The sequence below is a fragment of the Niastella sp. genome, assembly GCF_045805085.1.
GTDB lineage: Bacteria > Bacteroidota > Bacteroidia > Chitinophagales > Chitinophagaceae > Niastella.
Window position 1 is genome coordinate 1 of the sequence record NZ_JBJMLX010000169.1, and the last position, 25,432, is coordinate 25,432.

The following is a 25,432-nucleotide window of genomic DNA, read 5'->3' on the forward strand; positions in this document are numbered from 1 at the left end:
CCTTACTGCCACCAGTGAATTTGGTTGTTCGGGCACCATTACCAAACCGGTGGTACTGAATGGCCCTATAACCGACATTAAGGTACTGGACTCCCCTTGTCAAAACGCAAAGGTATGGTTCGTCAATAATTCCTCAGTTAAGCCGCAAAAGACCCTGTGGGATTTTGGCAACGGCATACAGTCAAGCAATGTCAACGACAGCACCATTTACCCCACGCCAGGAAGTTATACTATAAAGTTGTACAATAATTACTCAGGGTGCAAAGACTCGGCAGTTAAGGTGCTATTTATAAAACCCAGTCCTAATATTGACTTTACTGTTACCAATGCGGCAGCCTGTAAACCACCATTGATTGTAAACTTTCAGGACGCCACGCCTCCGCCTGTCACCATCGTAAAATGGTTATGGAATTTTGGTGATGGCGGAACGGGGACAGGACAATCCACTACCCATCAATATAATTCGGCAGGCAACTTTAATGTGGCTGTTATTTTCACCGATAATCAGGGTTGTGAAGGAAAGATCAGCAAACCGGCGATCATTCAAATCGTGCCTCCTACAGTAACGATCACCAGTGGAAAAGCGGGAGGTTGTGTGCCTTTTACCTACACGCCCACTGCTAATGTTACTTCTGTAGATGGCATAGATACTTATTCATGGGATTTTGGCGACGGCACCGTGATCACCAGTACAAATCCGAGCCCCACTCATATTTATACCACTACGGGTAAATATGCAGTAAAACTTACTATCACTACCAAAGGTGGATGTTCGGTAACAGACATTGCAGCAGATGGAGTGCAGGTAGGCACGCCGCCGACTGCCAGCTTCACCGCGTCGAATTTAAATGCCTGCGCTTCAGAAATGATCAAATTTACAGATCAGTCTGCTCCGCCCCTCGATGTAAACGGCTGGTCATGGGATTTTGGCGATGGCACTAATTCGGATGTACAGAACCCTGGCCATATCTTTATAGATTCAGGAACATTCATCGTTAAATTAATTGCTTTCAACAATCGTTGTGCGTCCCCCATATTTAGCGAGACCGTTCATATAAAACCTCCAATTGCCAGATTTAGACCTATATTTAGCTGCGGCAGCCTGACCGTGTTGTTTAAAGATTCATCAAGTGTTGACCCTGATCCATTAAAACCCGCCAGCTATTCGTGGACATTTGGTACTGGCTCGCCTGGCAGTTCTACCTTACAAAACCCAACGGTTACGTTCCCAGGCTTTAACCAGGATTATCCGGTTACACTTACAGTAACTCAGAACGGGTGTAGCAGCACGTATGCCGAAACGGTTAAATTGGTTAAAGAGATAGCTAATTTCTCGGTAAATGTAAGCGTTTGTAAGAATGCCAATTTTAATATTACCTCCACCAACGACCCAAAAAACATTAGCAAATACGAATGGTCGATCGATGGCGGCCCTTACACGGTTGGCGGTGCAACCTATGTTGCCAATATTGCTACGAACGGTGCTCACAGCATCAGTCTTGCCATAACAGATATTAACAACTGTACAGATACAATAGTCAAAGCCAATGTAGTAACCGTTGTAAGCCCCACCGCCAATTTTACTGCTGCATCGCCCGGCGGTTGCAAGAATGCTATTGTTACATTTAATGATCATTCTACCCTGAATAGCGCCGGCAGCCCATTAACCAACTGGACATTCAATTTTGGCGATGGCAAAACACAATCGTTTACTACTACACCTTATTCACATACCTATACCGATACCGGAGAATTTGTACCGCAGTTAACTGTGCAAGACGCTATGGGTTGCACTGATACCTTTAAATTACCAGACACTATTTTCATTACATCACCAGAACCCTGGTTTACTTCTGACATTACCAGGGTTTGTCCCAAGTCAGCCATTCATTTTGCCGATTCTTCTTTTGGGAAAGTCCTCACCTATCTTTGGGATTTTGGCAATGGTGGTAGTTCTGTTGATAAAGATCCTGTATTCAGTTATGGTGGCAATAATGCTACTTACAATGTTAAGCTGGTGATAACCGACCGTGTGGGTTGTAAAGACTCTGTAACGCGCACAAATTATATTACTACTATAAAGCCAGTCACTGCATTTGACATCGAAGACACGTTAACTATTTGTCCACCCATTGAAACCAAATTTACCTTCCAGGGACAAAATTATGATTCCCTGGAATGGGATTTCGGGGATGGCGCCACCTCCACATTATTGAACCCAACCCATTTCTATAATACTTATGGTGATTTTACGGCGAAGCTGTACCTGTATGGCTATGGAGGTTGTAAAGACTCAACCAGTAAAAATGTGCATGTATTAAATCCCGGAACCAATACAACCCTTACATACAGCCCGCTTGATGCCTGTAATGAATTACTGGTTGATTTTTCACTGGTTGCTATACCCAACCTGAAATTTGCGCTTTACTTTGGCGATGGCTCCCTTGATACTTCTATGGCTACCACCTATCAGCACTTTTACCAATCTCCGGCTTTCTATTCTCCCGCTGTTCAATATGTTGATAAGCAAGGTTGCATTGCTGGCGTTGGCGGCCCTCCCATTAAAGTAATAGGCGCCGACCCCTTCTTTGGGGTTGATAGAAAAAAGTTCTGTGATTCAGGCATTGTTTATTTTACTAATTACACTATTGGTAACGACCCTGTTGTGACCAGAACGTGGGATTTTGGCGATGGCTCTGCCACCTCTTCGGTTACGGATCCGGCTCACTCTTACCAGCAGCCTGGCTTATACACCGTTTCACAAAGCGTAACCACCCAGCAAGGTTGCAGTAAAACAATCAACGACACCATACGGGTTTATCGAACCCCCGATCCATATATTACCGGTGACAGCATCGGCTGTTTGAACACAACCTTGAACCTGCAGGGCAATTTAATGGTGCCCGATACGGCCATTACCTGGAAGTGGGACCTGGGCAATAACAACTCGCTCACTACACAAAACGTATCATTAACCTTTAAAAACAGTGGCAACTTTGTCGCAAAACTACAGGCGTCCAATGCGCTTGGCTGTTCCGATACTACCAGTAAAATGTTATTTGTTCCGCCAACACCTTCAATTACCGTTGGCGATGGCCTGGTAATACCGGTTGGAACCGGCATTAATTTACCGGTAACCTACGGACCTGAGGTAGTGAGCTATAACTGGACACCAGACAAAAACCTGAGCTGTATCGATTGCCCGGCGCCTTACGCCAATCCCAAAAAAACTACCACGTATACCGTGAGGGTTACAGACGAATATGGCTGTACCAACCAAAGCGATGTTACGGTAACCGTTGTGTGTAATGGGTTGAACTATTTTATCCCCAATACCTTCTCACCCAATGGCGATGGTGTGAACGATGTTTTTGCGCCCCGTGGCGTTGGTTTGGCGCGCGTGAACAGCATGCGCATCTTCAACCGCTGGGGCGAGATGGTGTTTGAAAGAATGAATTTTATGGCTAACGACCGTACCCCCACCGGCGGCTGGGATGGCACCTATAAAGGAAAACCTGCCAGCCCCGATGTATATGTTTATATCATAGAATTTGTGTGTGAAAACAATGCCATCGTTCCGGTAAAAGGCAATGTGGCATTGGTGAGGTAGGGGTAAGTTGACAAGTTGATCAGTTAACAAGTTGATGAGCTAACGATTAGGAAGAAGGGTTGGAGGTATAAAGTAGGAAGTTGATAGGGTTGATAAAGGTTGATGAGTTAACAAGTTGAATACAGATGTGAATCTTGCATTATGGAAACCCCTTCACGTTTGACGTTTCACGGCTCAGCATTGCCAATTCAAGTGCTTTTTATAAAAGATATTAAAACTAAAATAAAACTTATGATCACCGGCAGCTGCTTTAAACGATCTATAGCCGGCTTTATATTGATGCTTTCCCTGCTGACCGCAAAAGGGCAGGATCTGCATTTTTCGCAATTTTTTGAAGCGCCACTGCTACGCAACCCTTCGCTGGCCGGCATTTACACAGGGGACTACCGTATTCAGGGCGTATACCGCGATCAATGGAACAGCGTCACCAATGCTTATAAAACCGGTTCGCTGAACGCGGAAATAAAAATGCCTCTTGGTACCGGCAATGATTTTATTACAACCGGCCTGCAGGCCCTTTTTGATAAAGCTGGCACCGTTGGGTTAACCACCACGCATATTCTGCCCGCTTTCAATTACCATAAATCGCTGAGCAATGAAAAAACCATGTACCTGTCGTTGGGGTTTATGGGCGGACTGATCCGCAAAAGCATTGACCTTACCAAGGTCACTACCGATAACCAGTACAGCGGTGGAGGGTACGATCCTACTTTACCTACAGGCGAAACTATGTTATCGCCCAATTACAGTACCTGGGATGCCAGTGTGGGCATGAGCTTCAATACCACCTTTGGCGCCGATCAGCAAAACAGTATGTTCATCGGGGCTGCCTACCATCATCTGAACCGGCCCAAAAACTCCTTCTACCATAATCGCAGCATTGAGTTGAACCCCAAGTACGTTGGATCTATTGGCGTAAAATGGAGCCTGGACGAAGTTTCCTCTCTTACCCTGCAAGCAGACCATAGCATACAGGGCAACTATACAGAAACCATTGGGGGCTTTTTATACTCTTATAAATTGGCATACGACCTGGACAACAACCCCACCTATATATTGAGCGGTGGTTTATTACTTCGCTGGAAGGATGCACTGGTGCCGGTGGTGAAAATTGAATGGGGCCACCTGTCAACCGCCCTGAGTTACGATGTAAACGTATCACAGCTAAAAACTGCCAGCATGGGGCGGGGCGGATTTGAATTATCACTCTGTTACATCGGCTTTTTGCACCACGACAACAGCGCCCAATACAAAATGTTATGTCCGAAATTTTAAGGCTATGGATTAAAAAGAAGGCCTTACGTTACAATAATCGTATTTGAGGTAATCGATTCCCCACTTCGCAAAAGTGTTGGCATCCTGTTCCTCAAAATTTATTCCCTGGGGGAACCGCACCGGACCGGGAAACAATTCATTATTTACGGCCATCCACTCAATAATCATCCAGCACTATATATTGATAACCAGCCCGGGCCATGCCCGAAGCCACCATTGCATCGGCTATTCCCCTGATTAATTTATCAGATACTTCTTCTTCAAATAAATTCCAGCTATTCCATCCCATAGGAGGCGTTAAAGCAACGTTGGGTTGAGATTTTACGAATAAGGTGAAGAGGAGAACGCAGGTTGTAATAGCAAGCTTTTTCAGGACCATAACGACGCGTTTTAGAATACGAATTAAACAACAATGAATTAGAACCATTTCGTTAAAAGTAACTCACTGCCGAACAAAACAAACACGGAAACGTTTGTTGAAATTTATAAATAAGTGCAGCCGTAAAAAGTTACAAACCCATGAGTCGGGTACACTTATTGTAATAAGTAAATATCGCTGCTGAGTATCTGACTGACTGCCTTTTTCCTATTTGTGCCAAACCCCCAACCACCATTACTTCCCTCCCCTGGAAAACTAATCCACATGTCATTTTTTTTAGTGTTTGGTATTTTTAATTCGCTGATAAAATCTTAAATTTAATAAACATGAGAATTCCGGCAGCGATAGCAACCTCCCGCCGTCCGCACCAACCAACCGGACTGCCAATAACAATGCTTATGACCATTGTTGCCCTGGCTCTTTCTTCAACTGCGTTTACACAAAGCAGGTACGACTGGCGAACGAATATCGACCAGGTGATCCATGAAACAGACAGCCTCTCACTTAAATCGCAACGCACCTTTTACCTGAATAAAATAAAAGGGAAAGATGACCCGCTGAAAGAGACCTGGTATTACACCGTTCACAATAATAATATCATTGTATTTGAAGTTCGCTACCGGGTTGATTCACTGGAGTATACTGAAACTTACTACATGAGCAGGAACCGGTTGATCTGTATGGAGTTGTATGAAACGGATTTTCTCTCCTATTATGAAGATGAAATAAAGCATGGGGAAGTGTTCTTCTTCGACCACGATATGCTGATACAATATGTTACCGTGGGTAACGGACTAACGGATCTGTCATTTCGCGATCCGCAATATGAACCACTGCGAAGATTTTATAAACGATATATAGAATTGCAAAAGAACATCCTGGCGCTGGCGACGAACTAGGATCAGCAAATGTGAAAATGATAGTACAATAATACAGTAAGGTGATTTTAATTAACTTGCCTCCTGTTCTTCATTTTCAAATTTTCACATTATGATTGCTAACGGTCAACCCGCACCCGATTTTACTTTGTTCGATTCCGCCAAGAACCAGGTAAGTCTACATAGTTTAAAAGGCAAAAAAGTAATACTGCTTTTTTTCCCGTTCGCTTTTTCCAGTACCTGCACCAAAGAGCTTTGTTATGTACGCGATAACCTGAGCCTGTTTAATAATATCGATGCCGAGGTATTGGGTATTAGTGTAGACTCTTTATACACGCTGGCAAAGTTTAAGGAAGATCAGGGTTTTCAATTCACTTTGCTGAGCGATTTTAATAAAGAAGTATCCAGGCTTTACAACGCGATATATGAAGACTGGAATTATAATATGAAAGGCGTTTCAAAAAGAGCTTCTTTTGTGATTGACCAGAAAGGTATTGTACAGTATACCCAGGTGTTAGCAAACGCCGGTGACCTTCCTGATTTCGAAGCAATTCAGGCCAGCCTGGGTTTAATTAGTTGATTAATATCAATTAAAATAAGGTTAAAAATCCAACTGTGTACAAAATTGTAAGCAGATTCCCTTATCAAAGCCCTGTTTATTCCTAAAGGATTTGTAATTTTGAACAAACGGAAGTATCTTGAACAATAATTGTAAAATATCATCGTGCATGAAGATTTTTTACGCATTGTCCACTATCCTTTTATTGACTTTACAAGCCAAAAGCCAGGACCGAACTCCCGGAGGAATCCCTGCACCCGCTGTTGTAAAGTTCTATCCTAACCCGGCTACTTCCATTATCACCTTTGATTTTCAAAGCGGTTACGATAAAAATTACAACCTTCAGATCTATAACTTCATTGGAAAGAAAGTACAGGAAATAAATAACATTACACCCAAAACCACTGTTAACCTGAACGATTTTTACCGTGGTATTTACATCTTCCAGTTAAAAGACAAGAACGGTAAAGTAATAGATTCAGGTAAATTCCAGGTTTCTAAATAAGGTCTCATTCAGTTTATTATAAAGGCAAAGCCCCCGATATTTTATCAGGGGCTTTGTTTATTTCGTGCTTTTATAAAACCTGAACAATCAGGAATTTCAAATAATGGGTGTTCTCCCATCCCCATACAATGGGGTGATCGGCCGATTGGGTTAGAAAGCTTACCTGTCTGATCTTTCTTCGGGCGTCCTTGGCCGCCAACTGAATGATCTCGAGGAACAGATCGGGTTGTATCAGGTTGGTGCAACTGGAAGTGACCAGGAAACCACCGGGTTTTACCAGCTTCATCCCCCGCAGGTTGATCTCTTTATAACCGGTAATGGCTTTTTGAATATTCTCCCTTGTTTTGGTAAACGAAGGCGGATCGAGCATCACCACATCATACTGCTTTCCTTCTTTACCCCAGGCTTTCAGTACATCAAACGCATTCATGCATTCGAACCGGCAGATCTTGTCAACGCCGTTCAGCGCGGCATTGCGGTTAGCCTGGTCTACTGCGTTTTGAGATATATCAAGCCCCAGCACCGACTTTGCCCCGTAATGAGCGGCATGAATTTCAAAAGTACCGGTATAAGTAAAGGCGCCTAATACATCGGCTCCTTTTACAATATGCTGAATGGCGCGGCGGTTATCCTGCTGATCGAGGAAATAACCTGTTTTTTGACCATTCTCAATATCCACAAAGAACTTCAGTCCGTTCTCCTGAATGGTGATCTTAGTATCAAAAGGCGCCGATAAAAATCCCTTATGTTGCGGTAACCCTTCCAGTTCCCGTACCGGCACATCATTGCGTTCATAGATGCCCTTTGGCTTGAAGATCTTTTCCAGCGCGGCTACAATGGCGGGTTTCCAAACATCGATGCCCAGCGCCAGGGTTTGAATGACAAAGTAATCATTGAACTTGTCGATGATTAATTGGGGCAGGTAATCGGCCTCTCCGAAAATAAGCCGGCAATTTTCTACATACCCTAATTGCTGGCGGTATTGCCAGGCCTCCAACAGGCGGTTGTAGAAAAACTCCTCATTTATTACATCTTCTTTTTTACGGGTAAGCAGGCGCACCAGTATCTGCGAGCGGGGGTTGATGTACCCTTTTCCGATAAATTTTTTATCGTGGGTGTATACATCAACAATATCGCCGGGATTTACCCCTTCAGGAGCCTCATTTACTTCATTGGCAAAGATCCAGGGATGCCCGTTTGCCACCCGCATACTGATCTTCTTTTTTAATATTACCTGATTCATCGGCGCAAAAGTAAGACTTTTTGCCCCGCCCCCTATTGTCTGAGGGTTATAACCCGCTTATTCCCTTTATTGTCAATAATCTCCGCGCTAATTATGGTACTATCCAGCATAATAAACCGGCCGGATTGTGACAGGAACGAAGCGCCGTAATTCAATTCCCGCGCCTGCGTTTTACCGTTCTGGTATTTTACTAAAGCCTTCACCTCCAATGGACCAACCGGTTCACAACGCACAGGCTTTTTCAATGCATATATTTTTAACGGGCCCCGGTTCTGTGCTGCCGCCAGCATATAATTTCCGGCTGCATTTTTTAATTGTACCAGCGACTTGCCATTACCTGGAACAAAAATGCCGCTCTGCAACAAACTAAGCGGGGTAAATCCACCCTTGCCATCGCCCTGCAACAACAACCCATCACAACCGTCGTAGCGGCCAACTGATACCTCTGTGCCATAATCATTGCCGTTAATAAGCACATCCAGATTGCCATCGCCATTGAAATCCTGCGCCAGCATGCCATTCAAACAGGAGAACTGTGCTGCTACCGGAAGGGGTTGTAATTCAAACCTGCCATTGCCCTCGTTCTTTACCAAACAATGCGCAAAGAGATCAGCCTTCACCACCAGGGTGTTTTTCATTTCTTCGGGAGTGAACATCTGGCTAAACGGAGCGGCCGCATAATTTTTGTAGTTCGGGTATTTTGCTTTGAACCCAACCACCTGTTTCACCACATCGTCGCGCATTTCGGCAATGAACTCCTGCCGTTGCGGGTTTCCGGCACTGGCCGGCAGATATAAAGAGGGGATGGCATCATACACCCCATTGTTATCAAAATCTTTGGCATACATGTGAACGGGATAGTTGGCATTGCCCCGGTAAAATGAATTCAACCCCAGGTTACCGGCTATATAATCTATGTCGCCATCATTATCAAAATCCCCAGGCACCAGGCTCGTCCACCAACCGGTTTTATCCTGAATGCCGGTTTGAGGTGTGATATTATTAAATACCCCCTGGGTATTCTTTATAAATGTAAGCGGCATCCACTCCCCTGCCAATGCCAGGTCGGGCCAGCCATCGTTGTCAAAATCTGTCCATACGGCGTCGCACACCAGTCCTATGTTAGTCAAACAGGAAGCAACGGAGTGAGTGACGTCAACAAAGCTGGGGGCGCCTGGTTTTGAATCATTGCGATATATAAAGCTGGACACCGGTTTGGGGTAACTGCCCGGTTCTACCCTGCCCGCGATAAACAGGTCCAGATCTCCATCTTTATCAAAATCAGCTGCACGCACACACGATTTGCTGGTATAGTTTTTTGGGATAGCGGTTGTGCTTAACACAAACCGGCCTTTGCCATCGTTGATGAATAATTTATCTCCATACGCAGTATCATTAGCCGCATGTTCGTACCCGCCACCGGCGATAAACAGGTCAAGGTCATTATCACCATCCGCATCAAACAGGGCAATGCCCATGTCTTCACCCCGTTTGGTTTGTTCACTCGCATTAGGTTGCAATAGTTTTGAAGTGAATTGTCCGCCCGGGGTTTGCAATAACATGGTAGCGCTGTAACCGGAGGAGCCGCCACATACCAAGTCATCGAGCCCATTGCCATCCAGGTCTCCTACGGCCATAGCCGGGCCATACTCCGACAACTTATGAGGCAATAGCTTCTGAATATAAAAATCAATAAAATCATTTTCAGTTTGAGTATACTGTATACCAGTGGTGGCTGTAATATCAGTAAACAAGGCATTATTGGCCAACACCGGTTGTTGCCAGGTATAGGGCGTTGTTGCTTTGGCCTGTTCTACGGTTATCAATTGGTCGGCCTTTACATTTTGTAACACCTGCATGTGGCCATTGGGCCATTTAATGCAAAGAGAATCAACCTGGGTAAATGTGCCCAACCCAAAGTGCGCATCGCTTTGTACGGATGATAAATAACCACGCACCGGCGATTGCTCATACACCTGTCGATGACCTTTGTAATAGAGCTCTACAAAAGTTCCCAGTCCGTTTTTGTTATTGGCGGCACCCTGTAAATGAATGCGCAAATAATGGGCGCTATCGGATTTGTTATCGCGCAGGGTATTTTTATACACCATAGCCTCATCATTGATATTGTTCACTACAAAATCAAGATCACCATCATTATCCAGATCGGCCCAGGCAGCGCCGTTCGAAAAAGAAGGCGTGGTTAATCCCCAGTCGTCAGTGGCGTTGGTGAAAGTAAGGTTACCATTATTGTGAAAGGCGTAGTTATGAATTTTTACCTGTGGTATCTGATCGAGTATAAATTTTTTACTGGCCAGCCTGATCGACTGGCTGCGAAAGGCGGTAAAGTCATGATCGGTTACATCTTTTGGATAGCCATTAGTAACCACAATATCGCGCCAGCCATCGTTATCAAAATCCTGCACCAGTGGCGCCCAACTCCAATCCGTTTCGGCAATGCCTGCCAAAAATCCGATCTCGGCAAACACGGGTCCGCCAACTGAGTCTTTTTGCAATACCCGGGGTCCCATATTTAATTGCAGGGTATTGCGGATATACTGGTATTGATAGTGGTAATAATCTGAGTTCTGGTATAATGAATAACTGTTGGCTGGCAGCATCATTTTTTTGCGAAAATTGTCTTCAGGATTCATATCCAGTTCCACTACATCGGCCAGCCCGTCGTTGTTGATATCTACTACATCCTGGCCCATGCCATAAAAAGAAGTATGCTTGAAATAGGAGGTTGCTTTATCGGTAAACGTGCCATTGTGGTTGTTGATGTACAACAGATCATTGGGGAGAAAATCATTGGTCACAAAAATATCTTTCCAGCCGTCTTTATTAAAATCGGCAATGGATACGGCGTGCCCGTACCCTTCTATGGTTACGCCAGCTTCTTTCGATACATTGGTAAACACCGGATGTTTCAGCTGTTCATTATAATCGTTGCGATACAAACGCCCGGTACTGAAATGCGAGCCATCGGTAATTTTTGGTCTGAACACCGAGGGGTTGTCCTTTTCCCTGATCTCATTTACCGCGAGGTACATGTCCAGATCGCCATCGTTGTCATAATCAAAAAAAGCGGCCTGCGTACTAAACGTGGTATCGTTCAATCCATAATCGGCCGCCAGCTCTCTGAATTTCGGAATGCCGTTCTTATCAACACCCTGGTTAACGTATAAGAGATTTTGCCGCTGTGCACCCGTCTTTAACATGGAGGCGCATACATACAGGTCGGTAAGACCATCATTGTTAATATCTACCACACTAACGCCGCGGCACCAGCGTCCTTCGCCAGCTACACCCGCCTGCTGGGTTACATCCTGAAAAGTAAGATCGCCTTTGTTCAGATACAGTTTATTGGGCACCAGGCTGCCGGTGAAATACACATCCTGCAACCCATCGTTGTTGAAATCACCAATACCTACACCGCCGCCGTTGTAAATATTTGTCATATCCAACGGGTTAATACTATCGTTCTCTACAATGGTGTTGTTGAAGTGGATCCCTGAATGCGATGATTTCACCGCCTGGAACAGGGTACTTTTTTGTTTACAGGCCGAACCAAGTATGATGGTAAAGAAGGGTATTAATACATAACAGTGCTTCATGAAACAATCGCTTTTATATTAAACAGAGTCGTGCCACGGCTCCTGATTACAGGACGTGGCACGACTACTTTTGTACAGCATTTTCACGTTCTATGATAATCCGGATCAGTATCCTTGATTCTGTTTCAGGTTAACTGTTCCGAATGCGTTCTCAATATCTATTTGTTGTTGAGGTATTGGGAAATATTCATTCTTTTTCGGGGTAAACGTAGCGGATGTGTTAATGGCAAAGATGGTAGGCCGTTGCCGTTCTGCAGTAGCAAAAGCATTCAACTCAGGCGCCATCACTGTTCCTGTGCCATTATCCCAACGTGCCAGATCAAAGAAGCGGGTGCCTTCCATGGCCAATTCCAGCTTTCTTTCGAACCGGATAGCTTTTAATGCATATGTTTTATCGGCAAATGCACCAGCCGGATAAGGCTTTATCAAATAGTTATCTGCCGGGGCAACCTGCACTTTATATTTACCGGCGCCGGCATCGTAATCACTGCCTTTATATACCCAGCCGCTTGGATCTGCTGCCCGGTTGCGAACGAAGTTCACCAACGCCAATGCTCTGTCAGAATTGTTCAATTCAATTTCACATTCTGCCGCCCATAACAAAACATCAGCAAAACGAATGAGGTTTACGTTGTTGGCATCCAGTTGCGTTGGCCCCCAGAAGCTGGTTTCCGTTGATGACAATACGCCTTGTTGTGATTTGGCATACACATTCTTTTTGGGGCTGAAGTAACCATTCGATCCCGGGTCGCGTACCCACGTATTGGTAGGAGTTGGACCCCAGTCGAAGAAAGGAATGCCAGGCCGGCCCATCGTTAAATCAATGCGCGGATCCAGGGTACCGGTGTAAGGGGTGGCAGGATCGCTTACAGTTGGACCGCTGTTATATGTATCAAGCATCGGCAACCCATCAGCACCGGTCTTGTATGAATTGGCCAGTGAAATACTTGGATTATTAAAACCGCAGCAGCCACCGGGGCCTGCACTGTTGGGGAAGCCCAACACATCGCCATAGTTACCATTAGTGCCCGAACCATCATTTACTACCGACTGGTAAGCAAAGATCGATTCTGCACTGTTATCAGTAGCCGCGTTGAAGTTGTCCTCGAAATTCACCAGGTGGTATGGCAGGCCATAATTTGTTTGTCCATTACCTGAACCGTAGGGCGCAGGGATTATTTTATCGAACTGCGCTTTTGCCAGGGCATATTTGTGTTCGTACAAATATACTTTTCCCAGGTAGGCAATAGCCGCTGATTTATTGGCCCGCCCCACCTGCGGTTGTTTTTCAGGCAGATCATTTACCGCCTTTTGAAAATCGGCTTCAATCTTGGGCCAAATGTCAACATAATTGCCAGAAGCATCTATGTTTGGTACGTTGGTGTTGTTAGCAACGTACGTGATGGTTTCATCAACAAAGGGCACGTTGTTCCACATTTTCTTGGCTTCAAAATGAAAATGAGCCCTTAAAAAATAGGCTTCCGCCAACATTATTTTTTTAGACGCATCATCTAAATCAGTAACCTTTGCCATGGTGCGTATTACATCATTGGCGCGTTGCGCCCCATCATACAAGGCCTGCCATTTAAAATTAAAATACGGGTTATTGGCATTATAGGCCCAGGTTTCAATAAACACCACATCGCCCTGGTCGCTGGGTGTTGAACCTTTATAGGAATCACCGCCGGCAACACTGCCAAACGCCCAGTTAGAGGCGCCTGAGGCATAGTTGTTTCCGGACGTAACACCACCTTCGCCGCTTACCATGTGGTAAGCGCCTACCAGCAATCCGGAAACGCCCGCTGCGTTGTATAATTGATCAGGGCTGAATGCACCCAATGGCTTTTTATCGAGGAAGTTTTTTCCGCAGGCAAGTACCAGTACCAGTGTGCTTACTGAAACCGCTGCCGTCAATCTGAATTGAAATGTTCTTAATTTCATAATTGCTTTGATTTCAGTGTTAGAATGTTACGTTTACCCCAAACAGGTAATTCCGCTGGTTTGAAGGGAAGTTACCAAAGTCGATCCCGAAGTTCGTGTTGTCACGAAAATCAGAACTGGTTAACTCCGGATCGAGGCCGGTATACTTGGTGATCGTGAACAGGTTAGCGGCCTGTATGTAGATCCTCAACCGGTCAATACCGAATTGTTTTATTTTGGCTGAGGGAATGTTATATCCTAACACCATTGACTTACACTTAAGGAACGAACCATTTTCAAGATAATAGCTGTTGAAATTAGTGGTGGTGCTGAAGTTGGCGCCGCGTTCCAACCGGGGCACTTTAGCGCCGGTGTTGGTGGGCGTCCAGGAATTGAGCGCCGCATCCTTACTCATAGCACCGTCAAACACCTGGGGAAAATCGGTCCAGTAACGTACGTAGTTTATAACGTCGTTTCCTACAGAAGTATAAAAGAAGGCCGAGAAATCGAAGTTCTTATAACTTGCTTCCAGGTTTAAACCGGCGGTGAATTTTGGATTGGGATTACCAAAGAACACCCGGTCACTATCGCTGATCTTGCCATCACCGTTTGCATCGCGGAACTTGAACCGGCCAGGAGCCGCTGCTTCCTGCCTGGGTGATTTGTTTACATCATCATCACTTTGGAACAGGCCAACTACTTCATAGCCATAGAAAGCCCCCAAAGCCTGTCCTGGTTGCAGCCGGGAGAAAGCGCCAAAGCGGTTTGAGCCCGTACTTTCCTGGTCGTAATATTTAATACCACCGGGCAGGCTTTTCACTTTGTTGTGGTAAGAAGTGAATGTACCAGTAATGTCGAACCGGAAATCATCTACATTGCCATGGTAAGTAGCGGCAATATCAATACCGGTATTCTGAATATTACCAGCGTTCAGGAATGGCGCAGAAGGACCGCCGGCGGTTGCAGCCAGCAATGGTCTAAACAGCAAACCACTAATGGCTTTTTTATACCACTCCAATGAGAAGGTCAGCTTGTTTTCCAACAAACTCGCATCGAACCCAATGTTGGTAATGATGTCTTCTTCCCAGGTAGTTTGTTTGTTACCATTCTGGCTGTGGTATATGCCCAATAGCGAAGTATTGTTGGTACCACCGATATCGTAATAAGAATTGGCTGCCGCCTGGTTAAACAGGGTGTAGGCGTTGGTAGGACTGATATTACTGATTGAACCCAGTTTACCCCAACCGCCACGCAGCTTCAATTCGTTTAACCAGCTAACATTTCCGAAGAACTTCTCGCGTGAGATCCGCCAGCCGGCTGTAACTGATGGAAATACACCCCAGCGCTGGCTTTTATCGAACACTGAAGAACCATCACGGCGTAAGGTACCACTCAACAGGTATCTGTCGTCGAAGTTGTAATCAACACGTCCGAATTGTGAATAGAGGGAACTCTGAACAGGTGTAGCCGGGTTTTTAGCATCGATGTTGGTACCGCCGTTGATGTTCAGGTTACCTGTTACCTGGCCATTGGGTGGGCCGAACAACAAGGTCCACAAATTGGGATCAACGGTGAGGTTACCAGGGCCGGTCAACGGATAAGCATTACGGGTTCCAAACAAACCACGCTGATAGTTATTGATCGCTTCTGTACCCACCAGCACTTTTATGTTATGGCTTTTGATCTGGGTGTTATACGTCAGGGTATTGGTCCACGTCCAGCTGGTGTTGTACATGTAGTTTTCTGTAAAACCATTCGGGTTCTTGTTGTTCTCTGCATTTTCATACGCGGTATAAGAGAACATATTCCAGTAATGGTTATCAAAAAAACCGCCGAAACTGGTACGTGCAGTGAAGTGTTTAAACAGGTCAACTTCTGCAAATACGTTGCCCTGTACCTGCCAGTCGTTATCCTTATTATTGGCAGTACGTTTCAGCTGAGCTACCGGGTTTTTTGCATTACCCAATCCCTGCGATCCGGTTCCGGCAAAATTGCCTTTGATATCATACACCGGAATAAGCGGGCTTTCGCGGTAACTCATGGAAATGGCGTTATCCTCGTCCTGGTTGTTATCGGGCACACCCGGGTTACGCTTATAGAATACATAGGCATTCTCGCCAATGCGGATCTTATTGTTCAGGTTGAAAGTTGTATTGATACGGGCAGAATATCGTTTTTGGTATGTTTCGATCATGGTACCCTGTTGATCGAAATAATTTACTGATAAATAAAAAGTCGATTTGTCAGTGCCCTGCGAAACGGACAGGTTATGGCTGGTGATGGGCGCTGGTTTAAAGATCTCATGGAACCAGTCGGTACCAGCTTTATTGGTTTTGGTGATCTGGTTATCGTACAGTTTGTACGTAGAGGGATCAGTGTTTGGATCGCCTTCCTTGGCGGCAGTAGGCGTAATGTAATCGGGTATAACGGGGGTATTGCCGGTGCCCAATTGTTTGTGGCCCGGGGTAAGCCCGCTGTTGATGTACCCCTGTTGAATGGCATTGGCCGTTTCCTGGGTATTGGCAATGTTAAACCCATCTTTCAGCGGGCGCTGTGTACCCACATAGGCATCGTAAGTTACCCTTACTTTGCCCGATTTGCCGCGTTTGGTGGTAACGACAATTACGCCATTTGAACCACGCACCCCATAAATAGCGGCGGCGCCGGCGTCTTTCAATACCTGGATAGACTCGATGTCGTTCACGTTAATGTCGTGCAGGTTACCCTGCGTTCCATCGATGATCACCAGCGGATCGGTTGAACCTACGGAAGTAATACCACGAATCCTGATGTTGCTGTTACCGCCCGGAGCACCGGAAGTAACAACCGTTACACCGGCGGCCTGGCCCTGTAACGCTTTCTCAGGGGTGCCGGTGGGGATTTGACGCATGTTATCTACTTCCACCACTGCCACGGAACCGGTAATATCTTTTTTCCGTTGGGCAGTATAACCCGTGATAACTACTTCATTCAAATTGGAAGTAGCTGTTTTCAAAGAAACATTCAGCAGAATATTACTACCAACCGGCATCTCCTGTGGTTCATAACCAACAGAAGTGAACACCAACACGGAGGAGGTACCAGGAACAGAGATAGAGAAATGTCCTTCTCCATTGGTTTGCGAAGCAACGTTCGACCCTTTCACGGTCACCGTGGCGCCGTTGATGGGCTGGTTGTTAGAGTCCGTTACTTTACCAGTAATAGTTTTTTGCTGAGCAAGGATCGTTGTGGCAGGTAATAGCAATAGTATGGCTAGCCACAACCTAACAGTTAGCTTTGAGGGCATAAATGATGATTTTGTGAAATGTTTGGTTGTGAAAATGCTGTGAACTAAAATTAGCGATTAATCAGGTTCACCAAAATAAAAATTCACGTTTTTGAGACACCGTTAGTATCCGCTATTTATCCTGTATTTTTTTATATATTTTATTAATTGATAATTAACTCAGGGATAAATAGCTAACGTAACATATATCAATAACCGGTATTATAATTAATTCGAAGAACCACAATTAAATGTATCTGATTTAGAGGTGTAGTTAAGGGAATTTGCTGCAAACGGTAAAAAAATGGTTAGTTTAGGTTAAAGATGTATCGTACTATAATGTTTTGCAATTCATTCATTAGTTTAAAGCTTAACATATGAAGTTCATAGTTCCGGATTTCGAATACCCTGGTTATTTAGTTCGTTAGTTCTTATTGAGTTCTTTGTATAAGTTCTCAGTTCCGGATCGCCGAAATCATATTTTGCGATCTGCCAAAGGCTGAGAGCGCTTCCCGGTTTTTCCCTTTACCCCTTGCCTTTTGCCAATTTCCCTTTGCATTCTACCCCCGTCCGAATAGGTCATCCGGGCGCATTGCCTACTGCCTTTTCCATATTACCTTTGCACCCGCCCGACAGGCAGAAGTGAATGTCTTTTTTACCCTAAAAAAGTTATAATTAAGACATTTTGACTCCCCAGGGCCTACTGGCAAAATAATTGACAGATATAGCTTTACCAGTGAAAATTGGTATTTTTAGCGCCGCCGTTAAGGCAGCGTTACTTTTAACGCAAAAAATGACCGGTTCCGGACCTATCCGGAAGCGGTTTTGACCGTCAATATTGCAGTTTTTGAAAGTGAATAAAACACTAAGCACTAGTTATGGCAGATAATGAAAAAAACACAGTGAACCGGGAAAACGGCACCAATGCTGGAATGGACATTAACACCGACGAAAGCATCAGCGGCTCTTCGCATTTGAACGAACCTGTTGCCAGTGAAGATGAGGTAAGTAAGCTTCAGGCAGAAATTGCTGAACTGAAAGACAAATACCTGCGCCAGGCAGCTGAGTTTGAAAACTTTAGACGCCGTACGGCCAAGGAACGCGTTGAAATGATAAACACCGCTGGTAAAGAGGTTATTACCTCCCTGCTGGAAGTGCTGGACGATTGCGACCGCGCCGAAAAGCAATTACAGAACAGTGATAATGCCCTGTTGAAAGAAGGTATTCAGCTGGTATTTAACAAGTTAAAAAGTACACTCCAGAACAGGGGCGTAAAACCCATGCAAACCATTGGCACCGATTTCAATCCCGATCAGCATGAGGCCATTACGGAAATTCCGGCTCCCACACCCGCAATGAAAGGCAAGGTGGTTGATGAAGTTCAGAAAGGTTACTTAATGAATGATAAAATTATCCGCTTCGCCAAAGTCGTAGTTGGGAAATAAATTTTCAAATCAATATAATGTCGAAAAGAGATTATTACGAAATATTAGGGGTTTCCAAAGGCGCATCGCAAGATGAACTGAAAAAAGCCTATCGCAAGGTAGCCATGCAGTTTCACCCTGACCGTAACCCTGGTGATAAAGGAGCCGAAGAAAAATTCAAGGAGGCTGCCGAAGCCTATGAAGTGCTGAGCGATGCCGACAAACGCGCCCAATACGACCGTTTTGGGCATGCCGGCGTACAAGGTAACGGCCGTGGCGGCTATGGTGGCGGTCAGGGCAATATGGAAGATATCTTCAGCCAGTTTGGCGATATCTTCGGCGATGATTTATTCGGTAGCTTTTTTGGTGGCGGTGGCGGCGGAAGAAGAGGCGGCCAGCGGATGCGGGGTGTTCGTGGCAGCAACCTGCGTATCAAGATCAAATTGACGTATGAGGAGATAGCCAAAGGCGTTACCAAACAGGTTAAAGTAAAAAAACACGTGCCCTGCAGCACTTGTCAGGGCAGTGGCGCAAAAGATAAAGGCAGCGTTCAAACCTGTGGCACCTGCGGTGGCAGTGGACAGGTTCGCCGGGTTTCCAATACATTCCTGGGTCAAATGCAAACGGTAACTACCTGTCCGCAATGTAATGGGGAAGGTACTACCATCACAGCCAAATGCGGCAGCTGTAAAGGCGAAGGAAGAGTATATGGTGAAGAAACCGTTACCCTCGATATTCCTGCCGGTGTTGGCGAAGGCATGCAGCTGAGCCTGGGTGGCAGAGGTAATGCCGGTGAACGCGGCGGCCCTCCCGGTGACCTGATCGTTTTAATTGAAGAGGAACAACATAAAGACCTGCATCGTGATGGATTGAATGTGGCATTCGAACTGCATATTACTTTCCCCGATGCCTGTTTTGGTACTTCTGTTGAAGTGCCTACCATCGACGGTAAGGCGCGCATTAAAATTCCTGCCGGCACCCAAAGCGGAAAAATATTCCGCCTGAAAGGCAAAGGCTTCCCCGGTGTGAACTCTTACGAAAAAGGCGATCAACTGATCTATGTGAATGTATGGACGCCGCAAAACCTGTCGGCTGAAGAAAAAGCACAGCTGGAGCAAATGAACAGCTCGCCTAACTTCAAACCACAACCTGAGAAATCTGATAAAAGCTTTTTTGATAAAGTGCGGGAAATGTTCTCGTAATGTTTAACGTATACTATTCAACGCGGAATGCTGCACTATGCGGTATTCCGCGTTTTATTTTTAGCGTTCAATATCCGACGCTCAGGGTTTTCCATTTTCACATTCTTAAATGATCTTCTTCCGTTTTCTTTCCCTACCATAAACCTTTTTCGCCTTCTCAACAATCTCAATAAATTCTTTCTGAACGGCATCCTGCGCATCCTCCGATTCGGTAGCCAGCTTTATTACTTCGCTCCAGCTATACTTTTGGGCATACTTTGAATCCTTCAGCAGGGCGGCAAACATGGCTACGGAAGAAGCAAACCGGTAAGTTGGCGGCAGGCTCGCAAAAGAGGTAACATTATACGGACAGCGATAGGTGGTATAGCGTTGTAATGTATCGTTGGGTAATTTATAGCGTACGTTTATTTTAGCCAGGTTGGCCATGTTGGTAACAGGTTGCCCCGTTGCAAAAACCGGTTCTATTTCAAACAAGGCGATCACCGAATGACCTGAACCTACTTCTCCCCCATCCAGTTCACTCACCGAATCAACCAGCGCTTTCCATTTGTTATCAAAACCAATTAACCGGTATTGTTTAACCAGGTCGGCATTGAAATCAATATTCAGGAAGGCGTTATCGGCTACGCTGTACAGCGTTTGTGTTAATTCCTTTACCAGCACTTTTTCGGCTTCGCGTTCATTATCGAGGTAGGCGAAATTGCCGTTTCCTTTTTTCGCCAGCACTTCCAGTTTCGAATCTTTATAATTTCCCATGCCCACGCCCAAACAGGTTAAATAAATACCTGATTGCTGATGCAGGGTGATTAATTTTTCCAGCTCATCATCGCTTGTTTGGCCCACATTAAAATCACCATCGGTAGCCAGGATAACGCGGTTATTACCGCCCTTTATAAACTGACTTTTAGCCAAATTATACGCTGTTCTGATGCCCGACTCACCCGGTGTTGCTCCTCCCGGGTATAACTCCTCGATAGATTTACGGATCTTCGCTTTCTCCTTGCCCGAGGTGGGTTGCAACCATATGCCAATGGTGCTGCCATACACTACAATGGAAATAGTATCCTTATCGCGCAGGTTATTTACCAATAAGGTAAAGGCAGATTTCAACAGGGGCAGGCGGTTAGGCATATCCATGGAACCGGACACGTCTATGAGAAAAACAAGATTGCTGGGGGGTATTTTTTCCGGATCCAGTTTACGCGCTGAGATCTGAAGCGTGAGCAACTGGTTCGTTTTGTTCCAGGGGCATTCAGATACATACGAGTTAAACCCGAATACACTATCCTCAGGCGGGGGCATGTATTTAAAACTAAAATAGTTCAACAGTTCCTCGGTACGCACCGCATCGGGCGGCACGGTTGTATTCATATTCAAAAAGCGGCGCACATTGCTGTACGATGCTTTATCGGTATTGATGGCAAACCCGGTTTCAGGATATTTTTCAGCCAGCACAAAATCATTTTCCAGTAACGAATTGTAGGTTTCTGTGCCTACCGTCCAGTTACGCCGTTCACCGGGTTTTAAATTGCGGGTAAAGGAGAGCAGCCGGTTCTTTTGCAGATTGGCCGAAGTATATAATGTTTTCAGAACAAGGGAGTGGAACCTGGCGGTTTCCAGTTTTATAGAGAGTGGCTGATAGCCATCGAGGGAAATGGTAACGGAGTCAACATGCCTGGCGGTCATAATGCCGAATGAGCCGCTGCTTCCTGATGAATACACATAACCGGTAGAATGAAGCAAAATGCGTGCATTCGACAGAAGATTATTCTTTTCGTCCCTGATTTCACCGCGTAGATAATACTGCGCATGCGCGGTAATAATAAACAGGAAGAAGGTTAATATGGCGTACGCATGTTTCAATATGATGATGTAGATTACGTAGCTAACCGGTTAACAAGTCTGACCGTTAACTGATGCAACTGAATATCATATCAACTCCTATTCAATCAGCTTGTAGATTTCCGGAATATTTCTACCCAATCCGTCATAATCAAGGCCATACCCTACTACAAACTTGTTCGGGATGGAAAAACCAAGGTAATCGATGGTAATGGGAAATACCGTTGCTTCGGGTTTGTGCAGCAGGGCTACAATCTTTAACGAGGCAGGTTGCTGGTGGTGTAACTGGGGTAAAAATTCGCTGAGTGTTTTGCCTGTGTCTACAATATCTTCAACTATAACCACATCCCGGCCAAACAGGTCCATATCGAGGCCAATAGCCGTTATTACATGGCCGGTTGATTTTGTTCCTTTATAAGAAGCCAGCTTTATGAAACAGACCTCTGCATCAATATGAAGCTCCTTATACAGGTCGGCCGCAAACATAAATGAGCCATTCAATATTGCAATGAACAGTGGTTTTCTGTCACTGTAATCTTTATTCAGTTCGCCCGCAATTTCTTTTATGCGGCCTGCAATCGTTGAAGCACTAATGTACGGTTCAAATTGTTTGTCGTGTACGCGAATATCACCCATAAATCAGTTTTTGTAGATAACCAGTTCCTGTCCAATCTTCAGGTCATTACCAGTCAACTTATTCCATTCTTTGATTTGTTCTACTGTAATACTATATTTTTTCGCAATACTAAACAAAGTTTCTTTTTCCGCTACTATGTGGATCGTGCCAGATACAGCCGATGAATTGGCGGGCGTGATCTGGGTGGGCGTAACCACCGGCGGTGCGGGTGCGGGTGTGGGCGTCACTACCACTACTACATCTTTTGCCAGTTTAGGCATTTCCGGTGCTTTTTCCTGCAAATACAATTTCTCGCCTACGGCCGGTTCCCCCTGGTCCTGCAAACGGTTGTAATTAATCAGGTTTTCGAGACGAATACCTTCACTTTGACTGATATCGTACAGCGTTTCGCCTGGCAGAACTGTGTGAAACTCCTGAGCCCCTTCCCTGCGTTTACGTTGCACAAACACTAACTGGTCCTGCGCCAGCACATCATCCTCATCTTCACTAAATTCATTAAAATCAAGCAAATGTTTTAATGAAACGTCGAATTGTTTGGCAATGCCCAGTAAAGAAGTACCGGCTTTGGCAAAGATCACTTTGGTTCTGTTGATCTTGAATTCACCGATGGGGTAATCAACCACCGGTTTGGGGCCCACTGGTATTTGCTGTATCACTACTCCGGTACCAATATTCACTGGTTTGCCACCGCCTGCCAATACCTCATCCTTAGGTGATAATTTGCCAAGTGCAATGAGCGTGTATTGCTGCAGGTTGTAATCTTCTATGTATTTGATAAGGATCTGCGGGTACCTGGGATTGGTAGCATACCCGGCTTTTTTCAGTCCGTACGCCCAATCGCTGTAGTTGGCAGGGTCCAACTGAAATAAAAAGGCATAGCGGGTACCATTCTTTAAGAAATCGGAATGATCGATATACGATTGTTCCGGCTTCTCATAACTTCTAAAGCACTCACCGCGGGCATCGTCATCATGATATACTTTCTCGCCTTTCCAGGTGGCCTGGCATTTTATCCCAAAATGGTTGTTCGATTTAATCACCAGGTCGCTTTTGCCGGCCATGCTTTCATGGATGCCCTGGGCCAGGGTAATGGCGGCAGGCACGCCACTGCGTTGTTCTTCGCGGATGGCAATTTCTTTATAGGTATTTACATAATCGACCACATCGCTGCTGCGCTGCGCCTGAACCTGAAGGCCCTTTACTGCAAAAAAAACTGTTACAACCAGTAAACGTTTCAACGGTATCCTGTTTTATTTTTTTCTAATCATTAATAGTCCATCCCGGATGGTTAGCAACACCTTGTCAACCCGAACATCCTGCAGCACATATTCATTAAATGCCTGAATGGCTTTTGCATTTTTGCCAGATACCGGTTGCTGGAGCACCTGACCGTGAAAAAGCACATTATCGGCAATGATAACGCCGCCAGGCCGCACCAATGGTAACACCAATTGATAATATTGGGTATAGCTTACCTTATCTGCGTCAATAAAAACCAGGTCCCAGGTTTCCTGTAACTCCGGGATTATGGTTAACGCGTTCCCAATATGCAAAATTATCTTCTCCGCGTCAATTGACCTATTGAAATTTGCCCGGGCTACAGAAGCGTCCTGATCCCGAAGCTCAATTGTATGTAATTTCCCATCTTTTAACAACCCTTTTGCAAGGCAAAGGGCGCTGTAACCGGTAAAAGTGCCTATTTCCAGAATGCGCCGGGGCTGCAACAGGTAGCTGATCATTTCCAGAAATTTCCCCTGCACATGGCCACTTAACATATGGGCATGGGGATGCATGGTCTGTGTAGTGGCGGCTATCTCCTGCAAAAGGCCCTCATCCGGGGAGGTAAATTGACTTGCGTAGGCGTCTGCAAGTGGATCGATTATGTCCAATGCTGTGAATTTGGGCAAAAGTAAGGGGAAGTTGACGTTAACGAGTTAACAAGTTGACCAGTTAACAAGTTAACTAGTTAACGAGTTGACAAGGTAGAAGTAGATCAGGTTAAAGAAAGTAGGATGTAGAAAGTGATGATAGAGTTGAAAATGGGTGGTTGGGGGTATTGCTTAGCCCTCGGTCGGGAGAAAAAATCCATTCACCTTCAAAAAATGGTCTCCCGACCTCAGACTAAACACTCCAGCTATCGTAAATATTGTATGGGTAATTTATTACACTTTTCAAGGATGTTTGCGTATCGCACCATGTGACTGTCTTCGTTTATTGTACAGCGGTAATTGCAATGGTAGGTATAAAACGAGGTATTTTAGATTTTAGTTTATAAGTTGTTCATTTTTTTGAATGCATAAGTGTAACCATAGTATTAAAATTTATATGAAATATAAAACAATAAACAAAAATGCCACCCGATCAGGAGTGGCATTCGCTATATTTTAATGCATCTTACAGATGAACCGTTTCATCTAATAGTGTGTGCGGAGTGGCCTTTTTTGAAATACTCAGCAAGCCAAGATACGTAAGGAGCCCATTTATGATAAGCAACTCAATGCCCACCTGGTAACCAAAGAACAATTGTACCGAGAACTGCTTGATTAAATAACATACAATGGGCGCCGCCAAACAAATGAAGGTAATAGCAGTTGACTGGGGCAATGATCTTTTACTCAGGATACCAAATGCGAAAAGTCCCAACAGCGGCCCGTAAGTATACCCCGCCAGGTCAAGTATTTTATCGATGATACTACGGCTTCCTATCCGGTAAAAGATCATAATACAAATAAGGAATATCACGGTAAATGAAAGGTGTACAGTTAGTCTTAATTTCTTTTGTTGCTTTTCGGTAAGGTCGGTGCGACGTTTCAGGCCCAGTATATCTATACAAAAAGAAGAGGTCAGTGCAGTAAGCGCACCATCGGCGCTGGGGAATAAAGCGCTGATCAAAGCAATAATAAAGATGATAGAGATCGCCTGCGGCATCATATGCAATGCCATTGTAGGAAACAGTTTATCGCCTATGATATTTTTGTTCTCAGCTATAAACTGCATTTGGGTGCCGGCCTGGCTATAATGTGCGCCATGGTCCAGCGCATACAGGTATAACAAACCACCCAACAACAGGAACAAA

General features: G+C 45.0%; 18 protein-coding genes. 7 read left to right on the plus strand and 11 right to left on the minus strand.

All coding sequences use genetic code 11. The features are described from left to right. Together ACJ751_RS08500 and ACJ751_RS08505 are read left to right on the plus strand one after the other, a co-directional pair. The coding region (locus ACJ751_RS08500) for a PKD domain-containing protein (protein WP_407745064.1) at positions 1 to 3,610 on the plus strand (3,610 nt) is incomplete at its 5' end. A gap of 231 nt (positions 3,611 to 3,841) precedes the next feature. Next, entirely contained in the window at positions 3,842 to 4,885 is a 1,044-nt protein-coding gene (locus tag ACJ751_RS08505) for a PorP/SprF family type IX secretion system membrane protein (protein WP_407745065.1), read from the plus strand. 9 nt (positions 4,886 to 4,894) lie between these two features. Here ACJ751_RS08505 and ACJ751_RS08510 read toward each other — a convergent pair whose 3' ends face one another. Beyond that, positions 4,895 to 5,053, minus strand: a complete 159-nt coding sequence (locus tag ACJ751_RS08510) for a hypothetical protein (protein WP_407745066.1) — start codon at positions 5,051 to 5,053, stop codon at positions 4,895 to 4,897. Beyond that, positions 5,043 to 5,264, minus strand: a complete 222-nt coding sequence (locus ACJ751_RS08515) for a hypothetical protein (protein ID WP_407745067.1) — start codon at positions 5,262 to 5,264, stop codon at positions 5,043 to 5,045. Before ACJ751_RS08515 ends, ACJ751_RS08510 begins: the two co-directional genes overlap by 11 nt. Positions 5,265 to 5,590: 326 nt before the next feature. Here ACJ751_RS08515 and ACJ751_RS08520 point away from each other — a divergent pair, with 326 nt between their 5' ends. From ACJ751_RS08520 to ACJ751_RS08530, 3 genes are all read left to right on the plus strand, one after another. After that, a complete protein-coding gene (locus ACJ751_RS08520; protein WP_407745068.1) occupies positions 5,591 to 6,163 on the plus strand; it encodes a hypothetical protein in 573 nt (190 codons plus the stop codon). A 91-nt stretch (positions 6,164 to 6,254) separates the two neighbouring features. After that, positions 6,255 to 6,722 carry a redoxin domain-containing protein gene (locus ACJ751_RS08525; protein ID WP_407745069.1) on the plus strand — a complete coding sequence of 156 codons (468 nt, stop codon included), beginning with the start codon at positions 6,255 to 6,257 and terminating at the stop codon, positions 6,720 to 6,722. 148 nt (positions 6,723 to 6,870) lie between these two features. Then, positions 6,871 to 7,206, plus strand: a complete 336-nt coding sequence (locus ACJ751_RS08530) for a T9SS type A sorting domain-containing protein (RefSeq protein WP_407745070.1) — start codon at positions 6,871 to 6,873, stop codon at positions 7,204 to 7,206. Between the two features lie 70 nt (positions 7,207 to 7,276). Here the strand turns inward: ACJ751_RS08530 and ACJ751_RS08535 are convergent, their stop codons facing one another. From ACJ751_RS08535 to ACJ751_RS08550, 4 genes are all read right to left on the minus strand, one after another. Further along, on the minus strand, positions 7,277 to 8,449 hold the full coding sequence (locus ACJ751_RS08535) for a class I SAM-dependent rRNA methyltransferase (RefSeq protein ID WP_407745071.1): 1,173 nt from the start codon (positions 8,447 to 8,449) through the stop codon (positions 7,277 to 7,279). Positions 8,450 to 8,481: 32 nt separating this feature from the next. After that, positions 8,482 to 12,066 (minus strand): VCBS repeat-containing protein, encoded by a 3,585-nt coding sequence (locus ACJ751_RS08540; RefSeq protein ID WP_407745072.1) that lies wholly within the window; start codon positions 12,064 to 12,066, stop codon positions 8,482 to 8,484. A 105-nt stretch (positions 12,067 to 12,171) separates the two neighbouring features. Further along, positions 12,172 to 14,007: a RagB/SusD family nutrient uptake outer membrane protein gene (locus ACJ751_RS08545; RefSeq protein WP_407745073.1), complete on the minus strand. Its 1,836-nt coding sequence runs from the start codon at positions 14,005 to 14,007 to the stop codon at positions 12,172 to 12,174. 19 nt (positions 14,008 to 14,026) lie between these two features. Further along, positions 14,027 to 17,272 carry a SusC/RagA family TonB-linked outer membrane protein gene (locus ACJ751_RS08550; protein WP_407745074.1) on the minus strand — a complete coding sequence of 1,082 codons (3,246 nt, stop codon included), beginning with the start codon at positions 17,270 to 17,272 and terminating at the stop codon, positions 14,027 to 14,029. Positions 17,273 to 18,129: 857 nt separating this feature from the next. On the opposite strand from ACJ751_RS08550, the gene ACJ751_RS08555 reads away from it, so the two are divergent. Both ACJ751_RS08555 and dnaJ read left to right on the plus strand, forming a co-directional pair. Beyond that, positions 18,130 to 18,696 carry a nucleotide exchange factor GrpE gene (locus tag ACJ751_RS08555; RefSeq protein WP_407745075.1) on the plus strand — a complete coding sequence of 189 codons (567 nt, stop codon included), beginning with the start codon at positions 18,130 to 18,132 and terminating at the stop codon, positions 18,694 to 18,696. 17 nt (positions 18,697 to 18,713) lie between these two features. Beyond that, positions 18,714 to 19,877 carry a molecular chaperone DnaJ gene (dnaJ, locus tag ACJ751_RS08560; protein WP_407745076.1) on the plus strand — a complete coding sequence of 388 codons (1,164 nt, stop codon included), beginning with the start codon at positions 18,714 to 18,716 and terminating at the stop codon, positions 19,875 to 19,877. Positions 19,878 to 19,982: 105 nt separating this feature from the next. On the opposite strand, the gene ACJ751_RS08565 is transcribed toward dnaJ, so the two are convergent. The 5 genes from ACJ751_RS08565 to ACJ751_RS08585 form a co-directional block, all read right to left on the minus strand. Further along, positions 19,983 to 21,740: a vWA domain-containing protein gene (locus ACJ751_RS08565; RefSeq protein WP_407745077.1), complete on the minus strand. Its 1,758-nt coding sequence runs from the start codon at positions 21,738 to 21,740 to the stop codon at positions 19,983 to 19,985. A gap of 78 nt (positions 21,741 to 21,818) precedes the next feature. After that, the gene (gene hpt, locus ACJ751_RS08570) at positions 21,819 to 22,355 is read right to left on the minus strand and encodes a hypoxanthine phosphoribosyltransferase (protein WP_407745078.1); all 537 of its coding nucleotides are present in this window, start codon (positions 22,353 to 22,355) and stop codon (positions 21,819 to 21,821) included. 3 nt (positions 22,356 to 22,358) lie between these two features. Beyond that, complete coding sequence (locus ACJ751_RS08575; protein WP_407745079.1) at positions 22,359 to 23,594, minus strand: glucosaminidase domain-containing protein; 1,236 nt, start codon at positions 23,592 to 23,594, stop codon at positions 22,359 to 22,361. 12 nt (positions 23,595 to 23,606) lie between these two features. Continuing rightward, positions 23,607 to 24,245, minus strand: a complete 639-nt coding sequence (locus tag ACJ751_RS08580) for an O-methyltransferase (protein WP_407745080.1) — start codon at positions 24,243 to 24,245, stop codon at positions 23,607 to 23,609. A 505-nt stretch (positions 24,246 to 24,750) separates the two neighbouring features. Beyond that, a partial coding sequence (locus tag ACJ751_RS08585; RefSeq protein ID WP_407745081.1) for a sodium:solute symporter family transporter occupies positions 24,751 to 25,432 on the minus strand: 682 nt, incomplete at its 5' end.